We start from the raw sequence: 4097 nt of genomic DNA, 5'->3' as shown, positions 1-4097 counted from the left end.
CCGGCCGCCACGAAGCGATCGACCGTTCGGTCCGTGACTTCGGCGATGACGCCGCGGYCATCCTGGACCTGCTACGCGAACACCGCGACAGCGATCGGCTATAGTCTCACGGCCGTGAATACCCTGCCCGCCCACGAGACCGACGACCCGCTTCGCGCGTTCCTGCAGACGTACTCGCGCCTGTTCGTCGTCACGGGCGCGGGCATCAGCACGGACTCCGGCATTCCCGATTACCGCGATGTCCAGGGCGCCTGGAAACGCAGCCCGCCGATGACCCTGCAGATGTTCATGAGCGGTCCGCCCGCGCGGGCACGGTACTGGGCGCGGGGCATGATCGGCTGGCGTCACTTCGGCAGCGTGCAGCCGAACGTGGCCCATCGAGCCCTTGCCGCCATGGAGCACAGCGGGCGCATCGAGCTGTTGCTCACGCAGAATGTCGACGGCCTGCATGAGGCCGCCGGGAGCATCAACGTCGTGGATCTGCACGGGCGACTCGACCGCGTGCGCTGCATGCAATGCGGGGATATCACCCGTCGCGACACCATGCAGTCACGACTTGAAGCCGCCAACCCAACGTGGCTGGACCTTCATGCCACCATCGCACCCGACGGCGACGCCGATCTCGACGGGGTGGACTTCTCCCACTTCGAGATTCCCGCATGCACGGTGTGCGGCGGGATCCTCAAGCCGGATGTCGTGTACTTCGGCGAGAACGTGCCGCGCGCACGTGTCGACACCGCGTGGGCTCATCTGGGCCGGGCAGATGCCATGCTCGTGGTGGGCTCATCGCTGATGGTCTATTCGGGTTATCGCTTCGTGCTCGAAGCCTCCCGGCGCGGGCTACCCATCGCGTCGGTCAACCTCGGTGTGACACGCGCCGATGCACTGCTGACGCTGAAGATCGAGCAATCCTGTGCGGAAGCGCTCGCGCCTTACGCTTAGCGTCGCGCACGAAAGAACTGGCGCAGCATGTCGCTGGCGGCCCCGGCTTCCAGACCGCCCTGTACGTCCACCCGGTGGTTGTGCCGATCGGAAACCAGCGTATCGAACACACTGCCCGCCGCGCCTGTCTTGGGGTCTGTTGCCCCGAACACGACACGGCCGACGCGGGCATGCACCATGGCCATGGCACACATGGCGCAAGGCTCCAGCGTCACATACAGCGTGGACCCCGGAAAACGATAGTTCGACACCGCCTGCCCCGCCGCTCGCAAGGCCTGGATCTCCGCATGCGCGGTCGGATCGTTGAGCGTGATATTCCGGTTCCAGCCTTCGCCGACCGCCACGCCATCCATGACCAGCACGGCTCCCACGGGCACCTCACCTTCGGCGTCGCGCGCGTGCTCGGCCAGCGCGAGTGCGCGCGCCATCCACGCACGGTCGGCGTCGGTGAAGGAGTCGGTCGGAGCCGGCAGGATGTCGGGGATGATGGACAAACGATGTTTCCGTTGAAAGCGTGATTATCTCACGCGCCCTGGCGTTGCACGATCCGCCAGAGACGCTCGGCGAACGCTGCCGCGTGTTCGGGCGGCACATTGGTGACACCCAGAAGCAATCCGCTTCGCGACTCAACCCCACCCGCGTACCAGGGGGACACCGGAATCGGTGAAAGATATTCGGCCAGTGCGTCGCGGGCCACGCTGACATCGTCCATACCCTCGGGCAAACGGATGTGGATCGCGAGGCCAGCGGGCTCATGATCGATCCCCAACCCGTTCAACGCCGTCACCAGGGCATCCCGCCGCTCGGCATAGGCACGCTTCATACGGCGCAGGTGACGCAGGTAATGGCCGTCGCGCATGTACGCCTCCAGCGCCAGCTGGACGGAAGGGGGCGGCGCGGGATCCAGCGTGCCCACCACCTCGGTCACCTGACCGACCAGATCGAGCGGCACGACCAGATAGCCCACCCGTAGCGCGGGCGACATCGTCTTGCTGAAGGTGCCGATATGGACGACCCGCCTGGCGTCCATCGATGCCAGTGCGGGTGCGGCACGCCGGGCCAGTTGGAGCTCGCCGAGGTAGTCGTCCTCGACAATCCAGCGGTCGCCCGCGTGAGCCCAGTCCAGCAGGGCATGCCGTCGATCCAGGGAAAGCGTCACGCCCAGCGGGGCCTGCTGACCTGGCGTGACCAGGGCCACGCGCGCATCCGGGGCGCGTGCCATGCCAGCGGCCACGTCCAGGCCCTCGCCGTCCACAGGCACCGGCACGCAGGTGAGTCCGGCCCAGGCGAGGGCCGTCCGTGCGAAGGGGTAGCCGGGATCTTCGACCCACGCGCGCGCACCGTGCAGCTTGAGCGCGCGCAGGGTGATGCTCAGGGCACCGGCGTATCCGTTGGTGACAAACACCTGGGAAGGCTGACAGGCGAAGCCACGCGCCACCGCGAGGTAACCCGCTATCTCCGCACGCAGCTTCGGCTCGCCACGGGGATCGGGATAGCCAGCCGGCATCATCGCGGCATCGCGCGCCGCCTGGGCGAGCATGCGCGACCAGAGCGCCGCCGGGAAGAGATCCGCCGCGGGTACCCCCACCTGGAACGGCGCCGGCAGCGTCGGGCCGGACGCGAAGGCGCCGAAAGCCCGACGGGGCCGGGGAGCCTCCGGCTCCGGCCGCATGGCGGGCGGACGCCGCGCGACGCGCGTTCCAGCGGCGCCCGCTGCAACGATGAACTGGCCATCGGCCAGCCGCTCGTAGGCCGTGCGCACGGTGCCCCGGGCTACGCCGAGCTGGATGGCGAGGTCGTTCCACGAAGGCAACCGCGCGCCGGGCGCCAGCCGCCCCTCGCGGATGGCCGCGCGGATACCGTCCGCGATCTGCTCGGACAGCGAGAGCCGTCCTGCGCGGTCGAGGGAAATGCCGAAGGAACCGTCCATGGCCGGATGGTACATCGAAGAAGAACATTCTTGGCTCTTTCGGATGGCCCGTTCCGATCGCAAGCTATACCCATACCGACCATCCATTTCCTCTGCCGGAGTACGCACCATGAGCAACCGCATCGACTACATGAAGATCGCTCCCGACGCCATGAAGGGCTTTGTCGCCGTCTACGGCTACCTCTCGCAGAGCGGCCTGGACAAGAACCTCGTCGACCTCGTTTTCCTTCGTGTCTCGCAAATCAACGGCTGTGCCTACTGCATCGACATGCACTCGCAGGACATGCACAAGCATGGCGTCCCCTTCGAGAAGCTGATCCTGACCGCCGCATGGCGTGAATCGGGCGATGTCTTCAGCACGCGCGAACAGGCCGCGCTGGCCTGGGCGGAGTCGGTTGCCATGGTCGCCGACACCGGCGTGCCGGATGCCGATTACGCTGCCGCCGCCGCTGAGTTCGGCGAAAAAGAGCTCGCCGATCTCTCCACCGCGATCGCGCTGATGAGCGCCTTCAACCGGATGGGGGTGGCCTTTCGTAATAAGCCGGTGACGGCTTCGAGGCTTGCCAGGGCGGCGTGACACCTATTCGGACATGAACAAAGGGGCCTTCGGGCCCCTTTCCGTTTTCGTGCCGGAGGCAGATCACTCCGTAGATTTACGCAATACCTTGCGGTTAGACCGTGCGCCCGATAGCGAAGCCCGCAAGTTAGTACGACGCTTCTCCTATGCCAGGCAGGGCGGCTCTGGCCATCAGGGGAGCGATCACCATGAGCGTACAGCCTCTCGACCCACAGGGATTCTCGACGCACCGGATTAACCGGCTGCGCCACGATTTCGATAGACATCCCCTGTTCCAGTTACCGGCGCTCGCACGGCTGGCGAAGGAACTCATGCCGCTGGAGAAGTGCCGGTTCGTCAAGCCCGGCATGACCCAGGCCTCGGCGTTCCGCCACGACGCACGRCATCCGGACGGACGCGATATCGACGACGTCTTCGAGCGAATCGAAGAGACCGGCTCGTGGATTGCGCTCTATAACGTGGAGGCGATACCGCGATACCGCGCGCTGCTCGAAGCCATCATCGACGGCGTACGGGCAACGATCGAGCGCGAGCAGCCGGGCATTTTCAACGTCACCGGATTCATCTTCATCTCCGCGCCGCCGTCGGTCACGCCCTTCCACATCGATCGCGAGAACAATTTCTGGCTCCAGTTGCATGGCAGGAAGG

5 protein-coding genes are annotated in these 4097 nt (G+C 66.1%); 3 read left to right on the top strand and 2 right to left on the bottom strand.

The features are described 5' to 3' along the window. Window positions 1–114 precede the first annotated feature (114 nt). Window positions 115–942 (top strand): NAD-dependent protein deacetylase, encoded by an 828-nt coding sequence (locus AC1DT2_RS16965; protein ID WP_477297633.1) that lies wholly within the window; start codon window positions 115–117, stop codon window positions 940–942. Here the strand turns inward: AC1DT2_RS16965 and tadA are convergent. Then, the gene (gene tadA, locus AC1DT2_RS16960; protein ID WP_477297634.1) at window positions 939–1427 is read right to left on the bottom strand and encodes a tRNA adenosine(34) deaminase TadA; all 489 of its coding nucleotides are present in this window, start codon (window positions 1425–1427) and stop codon (window positions 939–941) included. The two genes, AC1DT2_RS16965 and tadA, sit on opposite strands and share 4 nt — an antisense overlap. 38 nt (window positions 1428–1465) lie before the next feature. Further along, window positions 1466–2872, bottom strand: a complete 1407-nt coding sequence (gene pdxR, locus AC1DT2_RS16955) for a MocR-like pyridoxine biosynthesis transcription factor PdxR (protein ID WP_477297632.1) — start codon at window positions 2870–2872, stop codon at window positions 1466–1468. A 109-nt stretch (window positions 2873–2981) separates the two neighbouring features. Here pdxR and AC1DT2_RS16950 point away from each other — a divergent pair, with 109 nt between their 5' ends. Both AC1DT2_RS16950 and AC1DT2_RS16945 read left to right on the top strand, forming a co-directional pair. Further along, complete coding sequence (locus tag AC1DT2_RS16950) at window positions 2982–3449, top strand: carboxymuconolactone decarboxylase family protein (protein ID WP_477297631.1); 468 nt, start codon at window positions 2982–2984, stop codon at window positions 3447–3449. 188 nt (window positions 3450–3637) lie between these two features. Further along, the coding region (locus tag AC1DT2_RS16945; protein WP_477297629.1) for a hypothetical protein at window positions 3638–4097 on the top strand (460 nt) is incomplete at its 3' end.

Source organism: Luteibacter sp. P4_E6 (assembly GCF_056401535.1).
This window is presented reverse-complemented; position numbering and strand designations above follow the sequence as displayed.